Genomic DNA, 20039 nt, shown 5'->3' on the forward strand with positions numbered 1-20039 from the left:
GTTTACAGTGTTACTGTTTATGAGCGAGCCAGTCACTTTTCAAAAGACCGTAGCAAGTATAATCAAAAATCCTACCTTTTACTTTCATAGCTTGCCTAAAGGTGCCTTCGTAGCGCATGCCTGCTTTCTCAATCACATGACCAGATGCAAGATTTTCAGCTAGAAAACCTGCAACAATACGATTAAAACCAACTTCTCCAAAGAGAAAATCAATCACCTCACGTAAAACCTCTGTCATCAGTCCCTGATTCCAGTACTGTTTGCTCAGAATATAACCAATTTCTGCCTCGTCGACGTTTGGTCTAATGGCTACAACACTGATATCACCAATCACTTCATCAGGAGATCCCTTGAGCGTAATCGCCCACCGAAAGACTTGATTGTCTTGATAATCCTTGACACGTTCTGCCAAAAATTCCTCTGTTATTGCCACAGATTTGTGAGCTTCCCAAGGGACGTATTGCGTGTTTTCGACATCAGAGGCCCAGTTTTGAAACATGGCTGTCGCATCTTCTAGTCGCCACTGTCTCAATATGAGACGGTCGGTTTCAATTGTCTTAGTACCAATGGGGTTCATAAGGATTCCTCCAAGAAATTTTAGTCTATTTTACCATATAAATACTGTTTTTTTAATAAACACATATTAACAAAATGTGGTTTTAAATTATCATTTTCAAGCTTTTTGTATTGTTTACTCCCTCTTCCTATGTTACAATAATCTAGTAAGTTTACTTACACAGAGTAGATGATTCGCGTTAAGTGTGTGTGAATGGGATGTTGTCACACAACGAAGCCTTATGGCGCGGTGAATCATTGCATCCGCTGTTGATCAAGAACACTTGATGTAACAGCTCCAACAGAAAAGGAGCCTTTTTTAATGAAAACTTTTTTCAAAACCCCTAAACTGACTACTCAGCGCCTCGTCACGTTGGCGATGTTGGTAGCACTTGCCTTTATTATCGGAAAATTTTCTGTGACGATCATTCCTAAACAATTAGTAGTCAGTGTTGCTTTTGTTGTGAACACTGTCATTGGTATGATTGGTGGTCCTGTTTGGTCGTTTATTACCTTTGCGGTCTTTGATGTTGTTGATAATCTTTCTAGCGGTGCTGGAAATTTCATCATCTGGTGGACACTTATGGAAGCTGTTCAAGGATTTTTCTACGGATACTTCTTCTATGGAAAAGCTCTTCAATGGCAATCTAAAAAAGACTGGCTACACGTTACTCTAGCAACAGTTGTTATTATGCTTATTGGAACGTTCATCTTTACACCACTGCTTATTCAGATTTACTTTGGTACACCAATTGTTGCCCAATATATTGCTGGTCGTTGGTTGAAAATTTTTGAAATTCCAATTCGTATCATTGTAACGATGGCACTTCTCCCACAACTGCAACGTATTCCTGAATTACGTAAATTGATGGGACTTTCAAAATAATCTAAAAAACAAAAGAGCGTTCATCCCCGCTCTTTTTTAGTATTCTATTAATCTTGCCACGTTTCTTGGTTTTCTTTGAATTTTTTCAATAGGTTTAGCCCGTCCTCGTTGATATAGCCTTGGGCTTTTGCGACCTTGATGAGTTCGCTGTAGTTTGACAATGTCACCAATTTCATGTCAGCTTTTTCAAAGTTTTCGGTAGCTTTTGGCAATTCATAAGTGAAGATAGCTGCGACACCAAGCACATCTGCTCCTTCACGTTTAGCTGCGGCAACAGCATCTAGTACAGATCCCCCTGTTGAAATCAAATCCTCGATGATGACCATTTTTTGACCGTTAACCACGCGCCCTTCAATCTGATTTCCTGCTCCGTGATCTTTTGGCTTGCTACGGATATAGGCAAATGGCAAATTCATCTTATCAGCAATAATAGCGCCGTGTGGAATCCCTGCTGTCGCTGTCCCCGCAATCACTTCAACCTCTGGAAAATGTTCCTTGATTTGGTCAACAAAGCCATTTTCAATAAGTGTGCGTGTTTCGGGATAAGACAACGTCATACGATTGTCTGTATAAATGGGTGACTTGATACCAGAAGCCCAAGTAAACGGCTCCTCAGGTTTCAAATATACCGCCTTAATATCCAATAATTCTGATGCGATTTGCGTTGCTAATGTCATCATTTTTCCTCCTCTAGCATCTCAATGCTTGATGTAAAATATTGTTCGATAAAATAAGTCTGTGCCTGAATAGCTTCAAGCGTTAGATTTTCTCCTGGAGAGGTTAGTATCCATTTGTCTTCCACATCATCTTTGCGATGAATGATGGCAACCAATTCTCCGAAAAAAAGTCGTCAAAGGCTGTGAAACACGCTGAGAGATAATGTAAACATCTTGCTCCTCACCATCTCCTGCAAACAATTCAGGAATGTAGCCATAGTTAATCGGATAGGTATTCCCAAAATCATCTTGAAGCCCTATAGGTCTATCAATAATCACTTGATAACTCTTCCTAACCATTCCACTCTTCCTTAATCGCTTGATAAGCCTCGACAGGATTTTCAGCCTGTGTAATCGGTCGTCCAACGACGATATAGTCTGAGCCGATAGTTCTTGCTTCGCTTGGCGTCATGACACGTTTTTGATCGCCAATAGCAGAGCCACTAGGGCGAATTCCAGGTGTTAGGCAGACGAAGTTGCTTGATGTCGTTGATTTGATGGCTTCAACCTCATGAGCTGAGCAGACGACACCATCTAGACCTGCTTCTGCTGTTTTACGAGCGTAGTTGAGGACAGAATCTGTTAGACTGGTCTGAATATTTTGGTCAGCCTGCATTTGTGCTTCAGAAGTTGAGGTCAGTTGTGTGACCGCAATCAAGATTGGTCCTTCTCCCAACCCTTCACGCGCAGCCTGCATCATCTCAACGCCGCCAGCCGCATGAACATTGGTCATATCAACCCCCAATTTTGCCAGCACAGCCATTGCGGAACGCACCGTATTGGGAATATCGTGCAGTTTCAAATCAAGAAAGATGCTGTGACCAAGTGATTTGATATAGGTCACAATATCAGGACCACAGGCATAGTAGAGCTCCATCCCCACTTTGACAAAGAGCTTTTCCTCCTTAGGAAATTGGGCTAGAAATGCCTTAACCTCCTCAAACGTTGGGAAATCAAGGGCAATAACAGGACGATTTTCTCGCATGGAGTAGGTTTCCTTTCTACAATAAAAACCCTGTCCCAGAGAGACAAGGTTTACGCCATAATAGACCTAAAGCGACACTAGCTTTAGCTCTTTTTCTTTGTCGTACGACCAATCCGCAGAAAGGTCACCTTGCCAACCTCTCTGGATTGACTTAAAGGTTAATTTATTAAATTATAGGTTAGTTTTTGAGGAAAGTCAAGAGAAAATAAGTATTTTCACACGACGTACTCATGAAGAAAATACATGACAACCATGCATTTTCGTTTTAGAGTCTAATTAACCATTTTTTCAGCATCTTTGAGCTTAACAGAGACAATCTTAGAGACACCAGATTCCTGCATGGTAACACCGTAGATGCTATCGGCAGCTGCCATGGTTCCTTTGCGGTGAGTCACGACAATGAACTGGCTGTCCTTATCAAAACGATTGAGGTAATCTCCGAAGCGTTTCACATTTGCTTCATCCAAGGCTGCTTCAACCTCATCGAGGATGACGAATGGGATGGTTTTAATACGAATAATGGCAAATAGCAGAGCAAGAGCTGATAGTGCCTTTTCTCCACCAGACATGAGGTTTAATGATTGGATTTTCTTCCCTGGCGGTTGGACTGAAATCTCCACCCCTGATGTCAATAAATCTCCCTCAGTTAAGATCAGATCTGCTGAACCACCACCAAACATCTGGGTGAAGGTCTGCTTGAAGCTTTCACGAATGGCTTCGAAGGTCGATTTAAAGCGTAATTTAACTTCGTCATCCATATCGTTAATGGTATCAAGCAACAAGTTTTTAGCATGAACCAAGTCATCTCTTTGGGTGTTTAGGAAAATCAAGCGTTCAGAAACTTCATCATATTGGGCAATAGCATCCAAGTTGATTGGTCCTAAAGCCTTAATTTGACGATTGAGCTCTGAAAGGGATTGACGAGACAGGGCAAGATTTTCAAGTTGTCTAGCCTGTTCTTTAGCCTCTTCAAAACTCATCTGATAATCTTCTGTCAACTGACGAGCAAAGCTCTGCAATTTTTCACCGAGATTAGAAATCTCTGCCTCAAGTTGCGCTTGCTGGCGAATGAGACCTTCATTTTTATGACTGGCTTTTTGCAGTTGCTCCTCAATATCATCAAGGCTACCTTCACAATCTTCCACCTCAAATTTGAGACGAACAAGAGCCTGCTCTGTTTCTGTATGGCGTTTGGCAGTCTCTTCTAAACGGCCAGTCAAAATCGGTAATTGGTCAACATCAACTTCTGATGGGGCAGAGGTCAACCAGTTTTCCAAAGTGACAATTTCTTTGTTCAGACTAGCAATCTCAGCTAAGATACGATTAAGGTTAGCACGTTCAAAACGCTCTTCACTCATGCGTTCTCGTTCTTCAAGGCGATAGTGAGATAATTGCTGATTGAGTTCCGTAACCTTAGCGGTAATACTATCCTTATCTCTCTTGATTTCTGTCAAGTTTTCAGAAACCTGTTTTTTCTGACTTTCGATAGTTAAAAGCTGAGCTGACAACGCGGCTTTTTTCTCTTCCAATTCTTGAGTAGCTGCTTGGTCAGACTGACTTTGAAGCACTGAACAGAGATTGGTAACTTGTTCCAAACGCTCCGCTACTTGCTTGTAAGCAAACTGGGCAGTTTGTTCTGATAAGCGAGCTTTTTCACCTGATTCCTTGATTTGTGTCAGTTTTGCCTCAGTTTCTTGGAGAGTTTGTCTAGCTTTTTCAACACTTTCTTCTTGTTGGCGCAAGCTATTTTTCAAAAGCGCTAATTCCTGAGTTAAGGTATCTAGCTCAGGCTTGATAAAGGTCGTTGAATTTTGGCGATTTGAACCACCAGCAAATGAACCTCCTGGACGAATTTCAGAACCATCAAGTGTTACCATGCGTACTTGGAAATTCACCAAACGTGCTGCACGGTTCGCCTGATCAATGGTTTCAAAAATCGCTGTTGTGCCTAACAAATTGTCAAAAATGGCTGTTAATTTAGGTTCAAAAGTGACCAAGTCATTCGCAAAGCCTAAAAAACCATCTGCTGCTTCTAATTTTTGGCGATTATTTCCAGCTACTTCACGCGATTTAATGGTTGTCAAAGGTAAAAAGGTTGCACGACCCGAACGGTTTTTCTTTAGAAAATCAATGGAACGTTTCGCAGCACTTTCATCCTCTACAATGATGTGCTGGCTAGCGCCACCGAGTGCAATTTCAAGAGCTGTTTGATAGGTCGCCTCAAAATTCAAGTGTTCACTAACCGCACCAATGATACCACCAATATTATCAGCACTCTGCAAAACAGCCTTAACACCTGCAAAGAAATTACTATGATTTTTTTGAATGGCTAACAGTGACTGTTGGCGTGCTTCCTTATTTTTAACTTGGTCTAACAAGTCAAACATCTTCTGTTGCTGATTTTGGTAATCTGTCTGGCAGGTTTCAAGGTCTTTGGCAGATACTTGATAGTCGTTTAGTAAGTCTTGAACATGGTCAATAGCTTCTTGATGTTCTGCTTTCTTGAGCTCTTCATCTTTTTCAAGGTCTGCTTTTTCAGATAAAAGCTGAGCTAATTCACTTGATTTGCTTTCAAGAGCCTGAATTCGGCTATCAATTTCAGCTTGGACTGATGTGAGCGCATTTGATAAATCCACCTCTTTCTCCATCAATGAGACAAACTCTTCTCGGAGTGTCTCGATAATCTGGTCGGGATTGGTTGAAAATGTCTCTAACTGTGTCTCGAGTGAGCTAATGTTTAATTTCGTTGCTGCCAAATGGTCAGAGATATCAGCTAATAATGTCTCTTTTTCAGCTTTTGACTGTTCAAGAGTTTCTTTATCGGTCTTCATCTGATTGAGACGCTTACCAGCATCAGCTTTCTTCTCTTCGTTTTGACTGGATTCTAGCGCTAAAAGGTCAATTTGACGTTCTAAATCTGATTTTAAACGTGTTAAATCCATGAGCTCAGCTTGATATGTGGCAAGTTGATTGTTCAACTCATGGCGTTTTTCTTTTAGGTTTTGATTTTTGGTTTCCAGACGCTCACGTTGCTGGTAATAAGCTGAGAGTTCTTCCTTAGTCTGAGCTAGGCTATCTTCCTTGCTCTGCCATTTTTCCCTAAACGAAATAATATCGTCAACAAGAATATCGAGTTGGAGCGACTTACGTTCGTCCTCTAGAATTCTAAAGCGCTTGGCAGTTTCAGCTTGTTTTTCAAGTGGTTTGAGTTGATTATCCAACTCATAAATGATGTCCTCTAAGCGGTCAAGGTTATCCTGTGTTTGATTTAATTTGGTCTCGGTCTCTTTTTTGCGTGTTTTGTACTTGAGGACACCTGCCGCTTCTTCAAAGATAGCACGGCGTTCCTCAGGTTTCGAGTTAAAAATAGCTTCGACACGCCCTTGGGAAATAATAGAAAAAGAGTCACGTCCCAAACCAGTATCCATAAAGAGATCGTGAATATCTCTCAGACGAACCTTTTTGCCATCAATCAAGTACTCGCAGTCGCCATTGCGGTAAATGTGCCGCTCGACACGAATTTCTTCTGGTCTATCCGAAATAAAGTTATCCGAATTATCCAAAGTAACAGTAACTTGGGCATAGTTTAAAGGTTTACGATTTTGTGTACCAGCAAAGATGACATCTGGCATCTTACCGCCACGCAGGCTTTTTGCTGAGGATTCCCCCAGAGCCCAACGCAGACTTTCTGTGATATTCGATTTGCCAGAGCCGTTTGGTCCAACAACTGCTGTCACACCTTGGTCAAATTCGACCTTGGTTTTATCAGCAAAGGATTTAAAGCCCTGCATTTCAATTTTTTTTAGAAACATAATGTCCTCAATAACAAATGTTATGGTCTATAGACCATATTTTATACGGTAATTTATTGCAAATACTCAAGCGCATTTTTAGCAGCATCTTGCTCAGCCAATTTTTTAGACTTTCCTTTACCTTGACTTAATTTTTTGCCATCCGCAAAAACAATGACTTCAAAAGTCTTATCGTGTGCCGGTCCTACTTCATTGACAACCTGATAGTTAATGGTTATATCACCATTGACTTGTAGTAATTCTTGTAAGGTGGTTTTATAGTCTTTCACTCGGTCATAATTACCAACTTCAACTTGTGGAATCATGACTTGATTTAAAAAGGCTTCAACCGCAGCCACACCCTTGTCCAGCAACAACGCTCCTAGGAAGGCCTCAAACAAGTCACCTAAAATGGCTGGTCGATTGCGTCCACCAGTTTTTTCTTCACCACGACCCAATTTAATGTGCTGATCAAAGCCACATTGGCGAGAAAATCCTGCTAGTGACTCTTCACGAACAATCATTGAGCGGAGTTTTGACATGTCACCTTCAGGCATCTCGGGATATTTGCGATAAAGGTAGCCAGAGATCGTTAATTGAAGAGCAGCGTCTCCTAAAAATTCCAAGCGTTCATTATGTGAAATATTTAGGGCACGATGCTCATTGGCATAGCTTGTGTGTGTAAAGGCAGTTTCTAGAATCGCTTTATCTGCAAAAACGATTCCGAAACGCTCATGTAATAATTTTTCTAATTTATCCATTATTTATTCCTCTTTTGGAGAAAGGCTGCGCATGGCTGCTTCATAGGTCTGTTCTAAAAGCATAGTAATGGTCATCGGACCAACACCACCAGGTACGGGAGTGATAAGACTAGCAATCTCAGCTACCTCATCAAACTTAACATCTCCAATCAACTTTCCAGTTTCATCACGGTTCATGCCCACATCAATGACAACAGCACCAGGTTTTACAAATTCCTTAGTCACAAAATGCCCACGACCAATAGCAACCACTAAAATGTCTGCCGTTCGACAAACTTCTGGCAAATGCTGTGTTTTTGAATGTGTCAGTGTTACCGTCGCATTTTGTTCAATCAGCAAGTGTGCCATGGGTTTTCCAACAATATTGCTACGTCCAACAACAACTGCTGTTTTACCTTCTAATGGCACCTGATAAAACTCAAGCATTTTCATAATACCTGCTGGTGTGCATGGTACCATCACACGATTTCCAGACCAGAGATTTCCCATATTTGTTGGATGAAAACCATCGACATCTTTTTCAGGGCTAATGGCTAGTAACACCTTTTGCTCATCAATATGTTCTGGCAGTGGCAATTGAACCAAGATACCATGAAAACGGTCGTCTTGATTATATTTTTCAACTTCTTTCAAGAGAGTTTCATCAGTTGTTGACTCAGGTAAACGCACAGTTTCACTTAAGAAACCAGCTGCTAGGGCAGAGCGTTCTTTGTTACGAACATAAACTTGACTGGCTGGATTGTCACCAACTAAAATCACGACTAGACCTGGCGTGATACCATAGGTCTCTTTCATGTCTGCTACAGATTTTGCCAAATTTGCCTGTAGTTTTCCAGCCAAACCTTTTCCATCAATTATTTGAGCCATAGGCCATTCCCCCTTTGAAAGATAAAAGTATTACTATTATATCAAAGATTTAGTAAGATTTCATCTGCCAATATCGTTTGGGTGCAACTATCATTTGTTTTTCTTTTTTATGAATTAGCATATAATGGCACTATGAAAACTTCTAAATTTTTTATTATGCGTTTCACTACTTGTTGTATATCTTCTCCTATTTTTGTTTAGAGGGTATCTATTTGATATCTTCTTCTATTTATTTGTTGCCCTCTACGTATCTCCTCTAATATATCCTCTTCCCTCTATATTAGCTTATATCAATTTTAAATACTGAAAAAAAGCTTTAGTAGATACTCGGTTATTTGATTTAGGTAGCATGTTTTTAGGGGGGGGATCGTATTTTCTTATTTCTTTTAGTGTCAGTACCGATGTATGGCAAGTACAACTCTATTCTAATCAAAGCCATACTCCAATATAGTGATTAGTCTCTTAACCTTATTTGGACAGGAACCAGATTATATGATTAAAGCATGTACTGAGACAAGTGACTGGACCTTATCAACCAAGGTATCACCCCCAGATATTTTCTACGATGAGCATTATCTTTGTACTGTCGGAGCGTCTGGTTAAACCTATTCGTATGGGCGTTCGTCATGGTCACCACATCGTCGTTAATCGTCAATTGCTAATTGCCAATGCCTTTGAGCAGATCATTGAAGAAAAACTACCACGAATACATAAGGTGATAAGACACATTTATGACACCTATGGCTATCCAATTGCTAGACAGATCAAGTCACCGTGGCAAGCAGATATTATCTATTTCCTAATGAACCCCTTAGAATGGTGTTTCTTGACGGTCATTTATCTCTGTGATGCAAAACCTGAAAACCGTATCGCACTGCAATATATCACAAAACCAGCAAAATAATAACAATTATATAACTATCAGAAAAAGCCCCATTTGGAGCTTTTTACTTATAAAAACTGTCTCTGTAAAATATCATTCACATCTCGAAGGTAGAACAGTTCAGACGTATTTTCCTCTTCATAGAATTGGATAATATCATCCATAGAGTCTGCCAAATCAATTGTTTTAAAATCAGTTTTTGGAACCCACTTGATTTCTCCCTCATCAGATGATCTGATATTCCCTTCAAATTCAGTTGCCTTGTAGAGAAATACAAGATAACGGATACTTTCTCCTCTTGTGTGAAAATGCTTGACACCAACCAATCTTGGATTTTTAATGGTCAATCCTGTCTCTTCATAGACTTCTCGGACAACAGCTTCGTGTAAGCTCTCGCCTAATTCGATGTGTCCGCCCGGATACGCTGCGCCATCCCAGCTATAACGTTCGGGACTTCGGATCTGCATGACCACTTCTCCCTTATCGTTTTCAATCATGCACATGTTGGTTAAAATAACCTCTTCACTTCTTGCCATCTTGTCCTCACTTTCTGTTGTTTATCAGTTTACTCTTTTCAGGCTTCTGATTGGTAAAATTCCCCAATTAGTTAACATTGTAATAGCCTCAGTTAAACTATTAGTATTTATTATACACCAAAAGACGCTTAACAGCGCCTTTTATTGTTTTTTTAATAATACTCGCCTTGGCGGTAATTCCATGAGTTGAAGTGGTCTGAGAGGTGCATCATAATTTTATCAATGTCAAGCCCCTTACGGATAACAACTGGGCAGTTATCAATAGAGCGACTTCCAGCTCCTTGTTCAGGAATGAGTTTGCCATCTTTATCGACCATTGAGACCATAACGCCTTGTTCGTAGCGGGTTTCAACAGTTTTATCTGGCTGAATAGAGGCGACATAGTCATCTGCTTCGATGACAAGATCAACAGCCTTTTCAATTCGTTCACCGATACCTTCAACTTTCCCACGATTTCCTTTACCAGAAGGGTTTGCAGATGAAGCGTAAACCATCTTCCCTTCTTTTTCCCACATTTCTTTGGCAATTTGTTCACCAGCTACACCAAATTTGATGACAAAACATGAGGTGCCACGGACATCCGTCATGAGTTCTTCCCGTCCATCACCGTAGGCTTTTAATTTCTCATAAGCCTCCGGTTTCCACGGCAAAATACAGCCGAGCAAAATATCCTCATCCCAATGTTTTTGGTAAAAGGCATCAATTTCTGGGGTTAATTGTGCCAGTTCACGGAGCTCCTCCATGCTGCCGCAGAGAACAACACCTGGTTTATTACGGTTACGCTCTTTGGCTTCAAATTTGCGCTCAAGTCCAGCACGGTCACTGGTCATAATAATATAACCAACCTTAGTTGGGGTCACGATACAACCACCATCTCCATTTAGAATATCAAATCCTTCTTGATTAAGTGTGCCATCCCAATGTACGTGTTTTGTCATAATAATTACCTACTTTTCTTTTTATGTTTAATGCGTTAGTTAGTCTTGCCAATAGCTTGGGCGATTGCGTTCATATGCTGCAATAGCATCTGCGTATTCGAGTGTAATGCCAATGTCATCTAGCCCTTTTAATAATTTATGTTTCCAGTCCGCGTCAATATCGAAGGAAAATTCTCCTACTGGCGATAGAATTTTTTGCTCGTATAAATTCACGGTGACTTGGTCTGTCGATTTTAAATTGGCCAACTTCTGCCGAACCTCTAGAGGTTGGACGATGGGCAAAATCCCATTATTCAAATCATTATTATAGTGAATGTCTCCAAAAGAACCTGCAATAATCACTTTAAAGCCATAATCCGCTAGCGCCCACGCTGCATGTTCACGTGAGGATCCGGCCCCAAAATTATCTCCTGTAATCAGAATACTTGCTTTGCGATAAGGAGACGTATTGAAAATAAAGTCAGGATTCTCAGTATAATCATCGTCCAGATAGCGCCATTCGTACATGAGGTACTTCCCAAAGCCTTTTTTATCAATTAATTTCAGGAATTGTTTGGGTAAAATCTGGTCCGTGTCGATATTATCATTCATCAAAGGAACGGTTGTTCCAGAATAGATAGTAAATGCTTCCATCTCACACCCCCTCTAGCTGTCTAATATCTACAAAGCGTCCTGCAATTGCTGCCGCGGCTGCCATGGCTGGGCTACAAAGATGCGGTTTAGAGCCAACTCCCTGCCGGTCTTCAAAATTGCGGTTGCTGGTTGAAGCACAATGCACACCAGATGGAACCTTATCAGGATTCATTCCTAGACACATGGAGCAGCCCGGTTCTCGCCATTCAAAACCTGCATCTGTAAAAATTTTATCCAAACCTAGTTGCTCTGCCGCCTGTTTTACTGGTCTAGACCCCGGAACAACAATGGCTGTCACACCATCTGCAACTTTTGTACCAAGGACATATTTTGCTGCCACCTGTAAGTCACTTAAGCGAGCGTTGGTACAAGAGCCGATAAATACGTAGCCGATTTCAATCGTATCTGGTCTTTGCCCTGGTTCTAGTCCCATATAGTGATAAGCTCTTTCATCATTCATATCACGAATATCTGGGAAGGTTTGGTCAAAAGAAACACCCATCGAAGGATTTGTTCCCCAAGTCACCATAGGAGCTAACTCTGACACATCCATTTCGATGATTTTGTCGTAATGTGCATCCTTATCTGATACTAATGTCTTCCAATCTGCCACAGCTGCCTCAAACTGTCTTGGACAGTGTTTCTTATCCGCCACATAGTCAAATGTCGTCTGGTCAGGGTTCATAATTCCCATTTTTGACCCAAATTCGATGGACATATTACAGATGGTCATGCGTTCTTCCATGGTCAAAGCGTCAATAGCTTCACCTACATATTCCACCACGTAGCCGACACCGAGAGCGACACCATGCTTGGCAATCAGAGCTAGGATATAATCTTTAGCGTAGACACCTTTTGGTGGTTTTCCTGTAAATTTAATCAGTAGCTTTTTTGGTTTCACTTGCCAAATGGTCTGAGTTGCAAAAACATGCTCGACTTCTGTCGTTCCAATTCCAAAAGCAATCGCTCCAAAGGCACCGTGAGTTGCGGTGTGACTATCTCCACAGACAATCAGTTTTCCAGGTTGGGTCAATCCCATCTCCGGTCCAATCATGTGAACAATGCCTTGATGTTTTGAGCCGTGCGGAGCGTGAGGAATCTGAAATTCTTTCACATTTCTCGCCAGAGCATCCATCTGTGCCTTTGAAATCACATCTCGGATGTCATGAATATTCACTGTCGGAACATTGTGGTCAAAAGTCCCATAGGTCAAATCAGGACGGCGAACCTGCCGATTGGCTTCTCGCAGGCCATCAAAAGCCTGAGGGCTGGTCACCTCGTGAATATAATGTTGGTCAACGTACAGGAGTTGAGGTTCACCAGTTTTTCCAGCAATCACATGGCGTTCCCAAAGTTTGTCAAATATCGATTGTCCACCCATTCAGTTCCCCCTATCATTTTCTAACTTTCCAAATCACATAACAGATAGCAATTTGGATAATAATTCCTAAGTACCAGATGACTTGAAAATACCATTTTCGTGTTTTATGGTGAAAATAGTTGCCACCTAAGAAGGCTCCAAGACCTGCACCACACAAGGTTAGCAGTAACAATGTTTTCTCTGAAATCCGCCACTTGCCACGAACAGCTCTGCCTTTATCAATACCGTAAAGGACAAAGACAAAGATATTCCAAAGACTGCCATAAATCAATATCTCCCGTATCATATCAGGTTACCTATGATGGCTTGAGTCATCTCCAAGGTTGTTACCTCTCCACCTAAATCTTTTGTGAAAATGCCATCTGCGAAAGTTTTTTCGACTGCCTTCTCAATCATTTCTGCCCCCTTGATTTCACCAAAGGACTCTCGAAGCATCATAGCAACGGACAAGATCATTGAGATGGGATTGGCAATGCCCAGCCCTGCTATATCAGGCGCTGAACCGTGAATTGGCTCGTAGAGACTTGGACCATCAGTCGAATGACTAGCCGAAGGCATGACGCCAAGAGTACCAGACAGGACTGACGCCTCATCAGAGAGAATATCGCCGAATAAATTTTCCGTGACAATGACATCAAAATGAGCAGGATCGGTAATCAATAGCATGGCTGCGCTGTCAACCAGCTGATGTTCCAAAATCACATCAGGATAATCTTTAGCCACTTCATCAGCCACCTGTCGCCATAGTTTAGAAGTTGCTAAAACATTTTGCTTATCAATGCTGGTTACTTTTTTCTGACGCGTACGAGCAATGTCAAATGCCTTAATCATGATTCGTCGGATTTCGTCCGATGTGTAATCATTGTGATCCCGAGCTTTATCGACTTCTAAAAGATGCTCCCCAAAGTAAATCCCACCAGTCAATTCACGCACAAGCACAAAATCCACGCCCTCAATGCGATCAGGCTTAAGTGGAGACAAATGCTTGAGAGGTTCAAAAATTTTAACTGGTCTTAAGTTAGCATAGAGGTTCAAAGCTTTACGGAGGGCTAACAGACCTTGCTCTGGTCGAACAGGGGCAGTGTCATATTTGGGACCGCCGATAGCTGCTAATAAAATAGCATCTGCTGTTTGCGTTGCTCTTAAGGTTTCTTCTGGTAAGGGATGACCACTGACATCAATACCAGCACCGCCAAAGGGTTTAGCATCCAGCTCATATTGAAAGCCAATTTTTTCTGAGACAGCTTTTAGAACATCCAGCCCAGCAACCATAATTTCTGGACCAATCCCATCACCTGCCAAGGTTACAATTTTCTTTGTCATCATTTCACCTTACATTTCTTTTTCTGATAGTCGGTGACCTATCTCACCAGCATTTTCTTTCTGCACCAGAACATTGGCATTGATATAAGCAATCGCGCCAGCTTTCATCACATCAAAATCAATTCCTGACGCATTGAAAATCGTCCCCGTTTCAGCATTTTCAATGGAAACCGTAACGCGTGCCTGGGCATCAATCCCATCTGTGACAGCATCCATGCTGTAATTGAGTAATTTGACCTCTTGATGGAAGAATTGGTCGATGGCATTGTAAGTCGCTTCCACGGAACCCTTGCCATCAGCTGTGACATCAACCGTTTCCTGCTCAATATTGATCATAGTGACAACTGCTGTCACCGTATCATCAGGATTTGAAGCTAATCTCAGATTGCCAAAGTGGAACCCTTCTGGATTTTCAATTTCAGCACCAGCGACAAGCGCTGTAATATCCGCATCCGTGATGTCTTGCTTCTTATCAGCCAAGGCCTTAAATTTCGCAAAAAGAACGGTGATTTCATCCTCTTCAAACTCTAAATCAAGCTCTTTTAATTTCTCAATAAAAGCATGGCGACCAGATAGTTTTCCAAGCGGCAGTGAGTTGCGTTTCACACCGACCAGTTCAGGTGTAATAATTTCATAGGTCAATGGATTTTTCAGAACGCCATCCTGATGGATACCAGATTCGTGAGAGAAGGCATTTCCACCCACGACCGCCTTATTACGAGGAATCGGAATTCCAGAAAAGCGCGACACCATTTCAGCAGTATTAATAGTTTCTTTTAGGGCAATAGCAGAGCTTGCCTCATAGTAATCCTCACGGATACTAAGCGCTACAGCAACTTCTTCTAGCGCCGCATTTCCAGCCCGCTCACCGATACCATTTAAAGTTCCCTCAACACGACCCGCTCCATTTTTAATGGCTGATAGGGTATTTGCTACAGCCATTCCAAGGTCGTTATGACAATGTGGGCTAAAAATGATTTCTCTGTCCGATTTGATATTCTCAATGAGAAAATTGAAAATCTCCCCATATTCCTCTGGTGTTGTAAACCCAACGGTATCAGGAATATTGATGTAGGTCGCGCCAGCATCAACGGCTGTTTGGACCACTTGAAGCAGAAAATCCAGTTCAGTTCTTGTGGCATCTTCAGGAGAAAATTCAACCACTTCCACCTTAGAACGAGCATAGGTTACATGCTCTGTGATAATCGCTAAAATCTCTTCTTTTGATTTTTTTAATTTGAACTCACGGTGAATAGGACTCGTCGCAATAAAAACATGGATTTGAGGAAATTTAGCGTCCTTAATCGCTTCGTAACAAGTATCAATATCTGATTTGACAGATCGGGCTAGACCAGAAACGGCAGTTGTTTTCATTGCCTTAGCTATTTGTCTAACTGCTTCAAAAGAATCAAGACTAGCTGCTGGGAAACCAGCTTCTATTGCTGAAATTCCCCATTTTTCCAGTTGTTTTGCGATGGCTACTTTTTCCTTGATTGAAAAATTTATACCTGGTGTCTGCTCACCATCTCTGAGTGTTGTGTCTAAAAATTCTATCTTACGCATAACCTCACCACTTTCTAAAACTTAAAACACCTCGCTGGAATATACCAAGCGAGGTGTTTCTCTCCCGCTTGGTAAGCCAAACAGGACTAATGCTTTTGCACTAGCCCGATATTCTCAATAGCAAAACAGTTGTCATTGTGAATGCCATTTGATTTTTTCTCCTTTGTGTTTTAATTTAATGAATATTCTATATTTTTCTGATAATTCTGTCAAGTGGAAAATGATAATTTTTTTATTTTTATGATTGTGGCTTCCTTCACCCTCTATTTTATAGTGGATTGACAAAGGAATAAGACAAGGCAAGGAGCTGCTGATAGAACTTAGTGTTCATCAAAACTGCTTAACAATGCCTTAACCTTTATTCAATTATCTATAAGTTCAGATTCGAACACTTTTTCTACCCACAACATAAAAAAGAAGCTGGTGATCCAACTTCTTCTGCGTTATATCTTATTTTCGGTACATTTTGAATTGCAAGTAAAGGTCGTTATAGATACCTAACCATTTTTGCCCGAGGTTATCGTAAACTTCAAGGTTTTCAATGGTTTCTTGGTCTGGATAGAAAGCTTTGTCAGAAGTGATTTCTTCTGGCAATAGATCTCTTGCCTTAGTATTCGGTGTCGCATAACCAATGTATTCGGCATTCTGCGCAGCATTTTCTGGTTCTAACATAAAATTGATAAAAGCATAAGCCTCTTCTTGATGCTTCACCGTCTTAGGAATGACAATGTTATCAAACCACAAGTTCGATCCCTCACTAGGAACGACATAAACAAGGTCCTCATTGCCATCAAGCATTTCACTAGCTTCTCCAGAGAAAGACACGCCAATAGCAGCATCTCCCTGAATCATGTAGTGCTTCAGCTCGTCACCAACGATTGCCTTAACGTTAGGCGTTAATTCGTTCAACTTTGCTTCAACAACAGCCAGTTCAACCTTGTCTTTACTGTTTAAGCTATATCCAAAGCTATTGAGTCCAAATCCCATAACCTCACGGGCACCATCGACCAGCAAAATATCATTGCGATATTCTTCTCGCCAAAGGTCTTCCCAATGTTCAGGGGCTTCTTTGACCATTGTCGCATTGTAAACAATTCCAACCGTCCCCCAGAAATAAGGAATTGAGTAAGTATTGTTGGGGTCAAAGCTATGTCCCATAAACTCGGAACCAATGTTATCTAATCCCTTAATCTTACCATGATCCAATTCAACCAGGAGGTCTTCCTTAATCATCTTATCAATCATATAGTCAGATGGAACTGCCAAATCATAGGTTGTCCCACCTTGCTTGATTTTAGTGTACATGGCTTCATTAGAATCAAAGGTTTCGTATTGGACCTTAATGCCAGTTTCCTTGGTGAACTTTTTCAACAAATCAGGGTCGATATAATCCCCCCAGTTGTAGATGACCAATTTATTTGAAGCGCTACCACTACTTTGTTTCATGAAAAAGCTGACGCTAAATAGCAGAGCCACGATAGCTAAAATCCCACCTACAAATGAATATAATCTACGCATCCGTAACCTCCTTCTCCTGTGAAATGAAATAGTAACCAATCACTAAAAGGATACTAAAGAGAAAGACGATCGTAGACAGGGCATTGATTTCAAGAGAAATTCCCTGACGAGCGCGAGAATAAATCTCAACAGAAAGCGTTGAAAAACCATTTCCTGTGACAAAGAAGGTTACCGCAAAATCATCAAGCGAGTAGGTAAAGGCCATGAAGTAACCTGCAATAATTCCAGGTGTCAAATAAGGTAGCATGACCTCTTTCATCATTTGAAAACGGGTCGCTCCCAAGTCATAGGCCGCATTGACCATATCGTAGTTCATTTCTTTAAGACGTGGCAAGACCATCAAAACCACAATAGGAATCGAAAAAGCCACATGGCTAAGAAGAACAGAGAGTTCACCAAGTTCAAATTTTATGGTTGTAAACAAAATCAGGAAGCTTGCTCCAATCATCACATCTGGTGCAACCATCAAAACATTATTCGCTGACAAGAGACCGTTTTGATAACGACGACGTGTTTGATGGATAAAAATTGCTCCAAAGGTTCCAATTATTGTTGCTAATAGGGCTGATAAAAAGGCAAGGAAAAAGGTTTCGACTAAGATAAGCATAAGACGACTATCCCCAAACATGATGCTATAGTGCTCAAAAGTCATTCCTGTAAAGCCATTCATATCCCCACCTTGGTTAAAGGAATAGAAAATCAAGTAAATAATTGGGATATATAGAATCAAGAAGACGACTGCAAGATAAAGATTAGCTAATTTTTTCATTGACGTCTCTCCTTTGTCACCCACATTGTCACTACCATAGCAAGAATTAAGATAACGCCAATGGTAGCTCCCATTCCCCAGTTTTGAGTGGTAAGGAAATGTTGCTCAATGGCAGTTCCTAGAGTAATCACACGATTTCCCCCAATCAAACGCGTCAACATAAAGAGACTCAAACTTGGGATAAAGACCGATTGAATGCCTGAACGCACCCCATTTAATGAGAGTGGGAAAATAACTTTTCTAAAGGTCTGCATTTCTGTCGCTCCCAAATCTCGGCTAGCGTTGATGACATTACCATCAATATCATCAAGAGCATTGAAAATCGGTAAAATCATAAAAGGCAATTCAATATAGCTAGCGACAAAGATAAATGAAAAATCTGTGAACAGAATTTGCTGCGGTGCCAAGCCCATAAAAGTTAAAAAGCTATTGATACCACCTTGCTGACCAAAAATCCCCATAAAGGCGTAAGCTTTTAACAAAAGATTAACCCAAGTCGGTAAAATAACCAGCATGAGCCACAACTGCTTGTGCTTGAGTTTGGTCAAAATCAGAGCTGTCGGATAACTGATTAAAAAGGTTACCAAAGTGATAATACCAGCGTACAAAATGGAGTTGAAACTCATTCTGAGATAGGTCCAGCTGCTAAAGAAGGTCGCGTAGTTATTGAAGGTAAAGTTTCCTTCAATGTCAAAAAGTGACTTCCAGACCAAGAGCATGACTGGTGCCGCTACAAATAGCAAAATCCAAAGGAGGTAGGGAACTGAAAAAAGGGCATTATTGGTTTTCTTCATGGCGTTCCTCCTCGATAGCATTGATGAGGCCGTCTTCCACTTCTTCCACTTCAACGTATTCTTCGATACGGGCGTCAAATTCTTCTTCCGTTTCGTTGAGACGCATGATGTGAATATCTTCTGGCTCAAAATCAAGACCGATACGCTCTCCCTCAATGGCTTTGCGGGTAGAGTGAATCATCCATTCGTTCCCTAGGTTATCGTAAGCAATGATTTCATAGTGAACCCCACGGAACAATTGCGTATCAACCGTAACCTCTAATTTTCCTTCTTCTGGCAAAGTAATCCGCAAATCTTCTGGGCGGATAACCACTTCTACAGGTTCATTTGGTCGCATCCCACCATCGACAGCTTCAAAACGTTTGCCGTTAAATTCCACCAAGTAGTCTTCAATCATGACACCTGGAAGAATATTAGATTCTCCGATAAAGGTCGCAACAAAATGATTAATCGGCTCATCATAAATATCAACTGGTGTCCCTGATTGGACAATCTCACCATCATTCATGACAAAAATCCAGTCTGACATGGCAAGCGCTTCTTCCTGATCGTGGGTAACAAAAACAAAGGTGATGCCAAGACGCTGTTGCAATTCACGAAGTTCGTACTGCATTTCAGTTCGCAATTTCAAATCAAGGGCTGATAGAGGCTCATCAAGCAAGACCACACGAGGCTGATTGATAATCGCACGAGCAATGGCAACACGTTGGCGCTGACCACCAGATAATTTTTGAATCGAACGTTTACCAAAACCTTCTAGACGAACCATCTTAAGTGCTTCTTCAACACGCTGGTCAATTTCTTTTTTATCAACTTTCTTGATGCGTAGTGGGAAAGCAACATTTTCAGCAACCGTCATGTGTGGGAAAAGCGCATAGTTCTGAAAGACAGTATGCACATCACGTTTATTGATTGGAACATCGTTGATACGCTTACCATCTAAGTAGATATTCCCACTTGTGGCATCTAATAAGCCCGCAATAATATTTAAAATGGTTGATTTTCCAGAACCAGATGCCCCTAAAAGGGTGTAGAACTTTCCTTCTTCCAATTCAAAATTAATATTTTTTAAGACTTGCGTGTCACTATCTTCAAATGTCTTAGTGACATTTTCAAAGGCAATAATTGGATTTGTCAATT

Annotated in this window: 18 protein-coding genes, 2 pseudogenes and 1 riboswitch; of the genes and pseudogenes, 2 read left to right on the plus strand and 18 right to left on the minus strand. The window is 41.1% G+C overall.

The features are described from left to right. Window positions 1-10 precede the first annotated feature (10 nt). Window positions 11-577 carry a GNAT family N-acetyltransferase gene (locus tag AB6M99_RS05210; protein ID WP_121834527.1) on the minus strand — a complete coding sequence of 189 codons (567 nt, stop codon included), beginning with the start codon at window positions 575-577 and terminating at the stop codon, window positions 11-13. Window positions 578-735: 158 nt separating this feature from the next. Beyond that, a riboswitch (THF riboswitch) is annotated at window positions 736-827 on the plus strand. A 50-nt stretch (window positions 828-877) separates the two neighbouring features. On the opposite strand from AB6M99_RS05210, the gene AB6M99_RS05215 reads away from it, so the two are divergent. Further along, complete coding sequence (locus AB6M99_RS05215) at window positions 878-1441, plus strand: folate family ECF transporter S component (RefSeq protein ID WP_121834528.1); 564 nt, start codon at window positions 878-880, stop codon at window positions 1439-1441. 47 nt (window positions 1442-1488) lie between these two features. Here the strand turns inward: AB6M99_RS05215 and pyrE are convergent, their stop codons facing one another. The 6 genes and pseudogenes from pyrE to AB6M99_RS05245 all read right to left on the minus strand — a co-directional run bounded on the left by pyrE (window position 1489) and on the right by AB6M99_RS05245 (window position 8561). Beyond that, window positions 1489-2118 carry an orotate phosphoribosyltransferase gene (gene pyrE / locus AB6M99_RS05220; RefSeq protein ID WP_121834547.1) on the minus strand — a complete coding sequence of 210 codons (630 nt, stop codon included), beginning with the start codon at window positions 2116-2118 and terminating at the stop codon, window positions 1489-1491. Continuing rightward, window positions 2118-2457, minus strand: a pseudogene (locus AB6M99_RS05225) (inorganic diphosphatase). The gene pyrE and the pseudogene AB6M99_RS05225 overlap by 1 nt, the downstream one beginning before the upstream one ends. After that, complete coding sequence (pyrF, locus tag AB6M99_RS05230) at window positions 2450-3142, minus strand: orotidine-5'-phosphate decarboxylase (RefSeq protein ID WP_121834529.1); 693 nt, start codon at window positions 3140-3142, stop codon at window positions 2450-2452. The pseudogene AB6M99_RS05225 and the gene pyrF overlap by 8 nt, the downstream one beginning before the upstream one ends. A 272-nt stretch (window positions 3143-3414) precedes the next feature. Next, window positions 3415-6954, minus strand: a complete 3540-nt coding sequence (gene smc / locus AB6M99_RS05235) for a chromosome segregation protein SMC (RefSeq protein ID WP_369351268.1) — start codon at window positions 6952-6954, stop codon at window positions 3415-3417. Between the two features lie 53 nt (window positions 6955-7007). Beyond that, on the minus strand, window positions 7008-7694 hold the full coding sequence (rnc, locus tag AB6M99_RS05240) for a ribonuclease III (RefSeq protein WP_121834531.1): 687 nt from the start codon (window positions 7692-7694) through the stop codon (window positions 7008-7010). A gap of 3 nt (window positions 7695-7697) precedes the next feature. Further along, window positions 7698-8561 carry a bifunctional methylenetetrahydrofolate dehydrogenase/methenyltetrahydrofolate cyclohydrolase gene (locus tag AB6M99_RS05245; protein WP_121834532.1) on the minus strand — a complete coding sequence of 288 codons (864 nt, stop codon included), beginning with the start codon at window positions 8559-8561 and terminating at the stop codon, window positions 7698-7700. 447 nt (window positions 8562-9008) lie between these two features. On the opposite strand from AB6M99_RS05245, the pseudogene AB6M99_RS05250 reads away from it, so the two are divergent. After that, window positions 9009-9465: pseudogene (locus AB6M99_RS05250) on the plus strand (DUF6688 family protein); the annotation flags it as partial. Between the two features lie 47 nt (window positions 9466-9512). Here AB6M99_RS05250 and AB6M99_RS05255 read toward each other — a convergent pair. From AB6M99_RS05255 to AB6M99_RS05305, 11 genes are all read right to left on the minus strand, one after another. Next, entirely contained in the window at window positions 9513-9980 is a 468-nt protein-coding gene (locus tag AB6M99_RS05255) for an 8-oxo-dGTP diphosphatase (RefSeq protein WP_121836423.1), read from the minus strand. 152 nt (window positions 9981-10132) lie between these two features. Beyond that, on the minus strand, window positions 10133-10918 hold the full coding sequence (locus tag AB6M99_RS05260) for an L-threonylcarbamoyladenylate synthase (protein WP_121836424.1): 786 nt from the start codon (window positions 10916-10918) through the stop codon (window positions 10133-10135). 39 nt (window positions 10919-10957) lie between these two features. After that, window positions 10958-11551 (minus strand): 3-isopropylmalate dehydratase small subunit, encoded by a 594-nt coding sequence (gene leuD, locus AB6M99_RS05265; RefSeq protein ID WP_121836425.1) that lies wholly within the window; start codon window positions 11549-11551, stop codon window positions 10958-10960. A 1-nt stretch (window position 11552) separates the two neighbouring features. Then, window positions 11553-12932 carry a 3-isopropylmalate dehydratase large subunit gene (gene leuC, locus AB6M99_RS05270; protein WP_369350341.1) on the minus strand — a complete coding sequence of 460 codons (1380 nt, stop codon included), beginning with the start codon at window positions 12930-12932 and terminating at the stop codon, window positions 11553-11555. A gap of 13 nt (window positions 12933-12945) precedes the next feature. Next, the gene (locus AB6M99_RS05275) at window positions 12946-13215 is read right to left on the minus strand and encodes a DUF1294 domain-containing protein (RefSeq protein ID WP_183121698.1); all 270 of its coding nucleotides are present in this window, start codon (window positions 13213-13215) and stop codon (window positions 12946-12948) included. Then, window positions 13215-14255 carry a 3-isopropylmalate dehydrogenase gene (leuB, locus tag AB6M99_RS05280; protein ID WP_121836428.1) on the minus strand — a complete coding sequence of 347 codons (1041 nt, stop codon included), beginning with the start codon at window positions 14253-14255 and terminating at the stop codon, window positions 13215-13217. The genes AB6M99_RS05275 and leuB overlap by 1 nt, the downstream gene beginning before the upstream one ends. A gap of 9 nt (window positions 14256-14264) precedes the next feature. After that, on the minus strand, window positions 14265-15818 hold the full coding sequence (locus AB6M99_RS05285) for a 2-isopropylmalate synthase (RefSeq protein ID WP_369350343.1): 1554 nt from the start codon (window positions 15816-15818) through the stop codon (window positions 14265-14267). A 450-nt stretch (window positions 15819-16268) separates the two neighbouring features. Next, complete coding sequence (locus AB6M99_RS05290; RefSeq protein ID WP_121836430.1) at window positions 16269-17336, minus strand: PotD/PotF family extracellular solute-binding protein; 1068 nt, start codon at window positions 17334-17336, stop codon at window positions 16269-16271. Beyond that, window positions 17329-18105 (minus strand): ABC transporter permease, encoded by a 777-nt coding sequence (locus tag AB6M99_RS05295; protein ID WP_121836431.1) that lies wholly within the window; start codon window positions 18103-18105, stop codon window positions 17329-17331. The genes AB6M99_RS05290 and AB6M99_RS05295 overlap by 8 nt, the downstream gene beginning before the upstream one ends. Further along, on the minus strand, window positions 18102-18899 hold the full coding sequence (locus AB6M99_RS05300) for an ABC transporter permease (protein ID WP_121836432.1): 798 nt from the start codon (window positions 18897-18899) through the stop codon (window positions 18102-18104). The genes AB6M99_RS05295 and AB6M99_RS05300 overlap by 4 nt, the downstream gene beginning before the upstream one ends. After that, window positions 18883-20037: an ABC transporter ATP-binding protein gene (locus AB6M99_RS05305; protein ID WP_121836433.1), complete on the minus strand. Its 1155-nt coding sequence runs from the start codon at window positions 20035-20037 to the stop codon at window positions 18883-18885. The genes AB6M99_RS05300 and AB6M99_RS05305 overlap by 17 nt, the downstream gene beginning before the upstream one ends. Window positions 20038-20039: the final 2 nt, after the last annotated feature.

Source organism: Streptococcus hillyeri (genome assembly GCF_041081565.1).
In the GTDB taxonomy this organism is placed as follows: domain Bacteria; phylum Bacillota; class Bacilli; order Lactobacillales; family Streptococcaceae; genus Streptococcus; species Streptococcus hillyeri.

What these genes read in the sequence shown, in the direction of transcription:
- leuD (WP_121836425.1), bottom strand. Translation starts at nt 11,551, where the DNA reads ATGGAAGCATTTACTATCTATTCTGGAACAACCGTTCCTTTGATGAAT.
- AB6M99_RS05260 (WP_121836424.1), bottom strand. Translation starts at nt 10,918, where the DNA reads ATGACAAAACACGTACATTGGGATGGCACACTTAATCAAGAAGGATTT.
- smc (WP_369351268.1), bottom strand. Translation starts at nt 6,954, where the DNA reads ATGTTTCTAAAAAAAATTGAAATGCAGGGCTTTAAATCCTTTGCTGAT.
- AB6M99_RS05300 (WP_121836432.1), bottom strand. Translation starts at nt 18,899, where the DNA reads ATGAAGAAAACCAATAATGCCCTTTTTTCAGTTCCCTACCTCCTTTGG.
- AB6M99_RS05215 (WP_121834528.1), top strand. Translation starts at nt 878, where the DNA reads ATGAAAACTTTTTTCAAAACCCCTAAACTGACTACTCAGCGCCTCGTC.
- rnc (WP_121834531.1), bottom strand. Translation starts at nt 7,694, where the DNA reads ATGGATAAATTAGAAAAATTATTACATGAGCGTTTCGGAATCGTTTTT.
- AB6M99_RS05255 (WP_121836423.1), bottom strand. Translation starts at nt 9,980, where the DNA reads ATGGCAAGAAGTGAAGAGGTTATTTTAACCAACATGTGCATGATTGAA.
- leuC (WP_369350341.1), bottom strand. Translation starts at nt 12,932, where the DNA reads ATGGGTGGACAATCGATATTTGACAAACTTTGGGAACGCCATGTGATT.
- AB6M99_RS05210 (WP_121834527.1), bottom strand. Translation starts at nt 577, where the DNA reads ATGAACCCCATTGGTACTAAGACAATTGAAACCGACCGTCTCATATTG.
- pyrE (WP_121834547.1), bottom strand. Translation starts at nt 2,118, where the DNA reads ATGACATTAGCAACGCAAATCGCATCAGAATTATTGGATATTAAGGCG.
- AB6M99_RS05295 (WP_121836431.1), bottom strand. Translation starts at nt 18,105, where the DNA reads ATGAAAAAATTAGCTAATCTTTATCTTGCAGTCGTCTTCTTGATTCTA.
- AB6M99_RS05290 (WP_121836430.1), bottom strand. Translation starts at nt 17,336, where the DNA reads ATGCGTAGATTATATTCATTTGTAGGTGGGATTTTAGCTATCGTGGCT.
- AB6M99_RS05245 (WP_121834532.1), bottom strand. Translation starts at nt 8,561, where the DNA reads ATGGCTCAAATAATTGATGGAAAAGGTTTGGCTGGAAAACTACAGGCA.
- pyrF (WP_121834529.1), bottom strand. Translation starts at nt 3,142, where the DNA reads ATGCGAGAAAATCGTCCTGTTATTGCCCTTGATTTCCCAACGTTTGAG.
- AB6M99_RS05285 (WP_369350343.1), bottom strand. Translation starts at nt 15,818, where the DNA reads ATGCGTAAGATAGAATTTTTAGACACAACACTCAGAGATGGTGAGCAG.
- leuB (WP_121836428.1), bottom strand. Translation starts at nt 14,255, where the DNA reads ATGACAAAGAAAATTGTAACCTTGGCAGGTGATGGGATTGGTCCAGAA.